This is a genomic window from Amycolatopsis sp. NPDC003861 (assembly GCF_053605405.1).
Genome location: NZ_JBSGJD010000471.1, coordinates 1 through 3,041, shown reverse-complemented (window position 1 = coordinate 3,041; position 3,041 = coordinate 1). Strand labels below are relative to the sequence as shown.

The following is a 3,041-nucleotide window of genomic DNA, read 5'->3' as shown; positions in this document are numbered from 1 at the left end:
GCGGTGGCGCTGCCCGCGCCCGATCCGGACCGCGCCGTCGCTGTGCCCGCGGACCTGTGCACCTTCGGCGAGACCGCGGACGAGCTGGCCGAGGGGGTGCTGCCGGACCGGATCGGGCACGTCGTGCACTGCGCGGCCCGGGTGGTGTTCACCGAGCCGTACCGGGTGCTGCGCCAGGACAACGTCCTGCCGCTGGTGGACCTGCTGAGCTGGGTGCGCCGCCACGGCATCCGCGACTTCAGCCTGGTCTCGACGCTGGCCGCGACCGCGCCGGCGAGCGGGACGGACGGTACCCGGCTGGAGACGCGGCGCCAGCCGCTGCACCCGGACCTCGGCGGCTACGGGATCAGCAAGTGGGTCGGCGAGCGGCTGCTGGAGCGGGCCGAAGAGGACGGCATCCGGGCGCGGGTGTTCCGGCCGGGCCTGATCATGGCGGCCGGCGACACGGGCGCGTGCAACACGCGGGACCTGGTGTGGCTGATGCTCGCCAGCGGCCTGGCCACCGGTACCCACCCGCTGGACGACCGCGCCGAGCCGGTCGCCCCGGTCGACGTCATCGCGCGCGCGATCGCCGAGCTGGCGCCGAGCCCGGCCTCGGCGGGCCGGGTCTACCACCTGGCCGACGAGCGCTCGATCGGCACCCGGGACCTGTTCGGCCTGCTGGCGGCCACCGGGCTGGAGACCGACCCGATGCCGCTGCCGGACTGGCGGGCAATGGTGGCCAAGGAGGCGCTGGCCCGCGACAGCCGCGTGCTGTCGGCGGTCGCGCTGTACGAGCTGGAGGGCCACGAGCTGGCCGAGGACGCGGTACAGGTGCGCGCCTGGCAGCCGTGGTTGCGGCGGCGGGGTCTCAGCTCGGCCATCGACGGCGCGCAGCTGCGCCGAGGCCTGGCCTTCCTGGCCGCGCACGACGAAGCGTTCGGCGAGCTGCTGCCGGAACTGGCGAAGGAGGGCAAGTGAGCGGCGAACGGCTGGCGGTGCTCGGCGCCGGGGTGATGGGCACGGCGATCGCGACGCTGGCGGTGGGCCACGGCCTGCCGGTGACGGTGGTCGACGTCGATCCGGCGCGTCTCGCGGCCGTCGAGGCCGACGTGCGCGGGCAGCTGCGGCTGGCCCAGCTGATGGGGAAGCTGCCCGGTGACGTGAAGGCCGGAAAGATCACCCCCGCGGACAGCGTCGCCGCGGTCGCGGAGGCCGACGTCGTGATCGAGTCGATCACCGAGCGGCCCGAGCTGAAGGCGAAGGTGCTCGCCGAGGTGTCGGCCGTCGTGCGGGCGGGGGCGCTGCTCGTCTCCAACACCTCCGCCATCCCGATCGACGAGCTCGCGGCCTCGGTCACCCACCCCGGGCGGCTCGTCGGCATCCACTTCATGAACCCGCCCTACCTGATCCGCGCGGTCGAGCTGATCCGCGGGCCGCGCAGCACCGATACGGCGATGGCCGCCGCCACCGCCCTGCTGGACCGGCTCGGGCGGGAACCCGTCGTCGTCGGCGACGGGCCCGGCTTCGTCATCAACCGGATCCTGCAGCGGACGATCAACGAAGCCGCGCGGATCGTCGAAGAGGGCATCGCGAGCCCCGAGGCGGTCGACGCGGCGTTCACCGGCTGCCTCGGGCACACCACCGGGCCGCTGGCCACCGCCGACCTGATCGGCCTGGACAACGTCGTCGACTCGCTGCGCGTGCTGCACGAACGCACTGGCGACGCGGGCTACGAACCGTGCGCGCTGCTGCTGCGCAAGGTCGCCGACGGCGACTTCGGCCGCAAGACCGGCCAGGGCTTCCACCGACACTGACCCCGAGGAGAGCTGTGAGCACAACGACCAACCGGGAGCCGGTCACCGCGGACGCGGTCCGGGCGGATCTGCTGGCCTTCCTGGAGCAGCGCACGAAACAGGCCGTCGACCCCGGTCTCGACCTGTTCGCCTCCGGGCTCGTCTCGTCGATGTTCGCCATGGAACTGGTGGTGCACCTGGAGAGCGCGTTCGGCCTGACGATCGGCGGCCCCGACCTCAAGCTGGACCACTTCCGCACGGTGACCGCGATGACCGCGCTGGTGCTGCGGCTGCGGGAGACCGCCGATGGCTGAGCCGCACACCGAGGCGGCCGCCCTCGCCACCGGGCTCGCCGCGGACGCCGCCGCGGGCTGGGACCTCGCCGGGGAACTGCCCCGGCCGGTGCTGCGCGAGCTCGGCGTCAAGGGCGTCCTGTGCGCGCAGGTGGCCCCGGACCACGGCGGGCTCGGACTGTCCAGTGTGGACAACGGCGAACTGACCGCGCACGTGGGGACGCTCTGCGGTTCGCTGCGCAGCGTGCTGACGTCGCAGGGCATGGCGGCCTGGGCGGTGCAGCGGCTGGGCACCGCCCGCCAGCGCGCCGCCCACCTGACCGCGCTCACCGGGGGTGCGCTCGCCGGCGTGGCGTTCAGCGAGCCCGGGGCCGGCAGCGACCTCGCCGCGATGGAGACGACGCTGACGATCGAGGGCGACGAGGTGGTCGTCGACGGCGCGAAGGTGTGGGTCACCGTCGGGGCCTACGCCGACCTGCTGGTCGTGATCGGGAAGCTGAACGGCCAGGCCGGGTGCGTGGTCGTGCCCGCCGACGCGCCGGGGGTCCGCGTGACGCGGGTGCCGGACCCGCTGGGGTGCCGCGCCGCCGGGCACGCCGACGTCCGGTTCGACCGGGTCCGGCTGCCCGCCGACGCGCTGCTCGGCGGTACCGCCCTCCCGCTCGGCATGCTCGTGACGACCGTGCTCACCTACGGCCGGATCTCCGTCGCGTGGGGTTGTGCGGGCATGCTGCGCACCTGCCTGGCCGAGGCCGCCCGGCACGTCTCGGCGCGGCGGCAGGGCGGGGTGGCCCTGAGCGAGCACCAGCTCGTGCGCCGGCACCTGGCCGGCCTGTACGTCGCCGAGCGGTCCGCGACGCTGGCCTGCGCCCGGGCCAGCCGGTGCTGGGACGAGGGCGACCCGGACCTCGGCGGCGCCGCCGTGCTGGCCAAGCACGTCGCCGCGACCGGAGCGGCGGCGGGCGCGGCCACC

The 3,041-nt window shown here is 75.0% G+C and carries 4 protein-coding genes; all 4 read left to right on the top strand.

All coding sequences use genetic code 11. The annotated features are described in order from the left end of the window. On the top strand, nt 1-960 hold a 960-nt coding region (locus tag ACWEVN_RS47395), incomplete at its 5' end, for an SDR family oxidoreductase (protein WP_452055649.1). Beyond that, nucleotides 957-1,796, top strand: a complete 840-nt coding sequence (locus tag ACWEVN_RS47390) for a 3-hydroxyacyl-CoA dehydrogenase family protein (RefSeq protein WP_452055648.1) — start codon at nt 957-959, stop codon at nt 1,794-1,796. The genes ACWEVN_RS47395 and ACWEVN_RS47390, both read left to right, overlap by 4 nt. Nucleotides 1,797-1,810: 14 nt before the next feature. Beyond that, complete coding sequence (locus ACWEVN_RS47385; protein WP_452055647.1) at nt 1,811-2,089, top strand: acyl carrier protein; 279 nt, start codon at nt 1,811-1,813, stop codon at nt 2,087-2,089. Continuing rightward, nucleotides 2,082-3,041: acyl-CoA dehydrogenase family protein (locus ACWEVN_RS47380; protein WP_452055646.1), on the top strand; the 960-nt coding region annotated here is incomplete at its 3' end. The genes ACWEVN_RS47385 and ACWEVN_RS47380, both read left to right, overlap by 8 nt.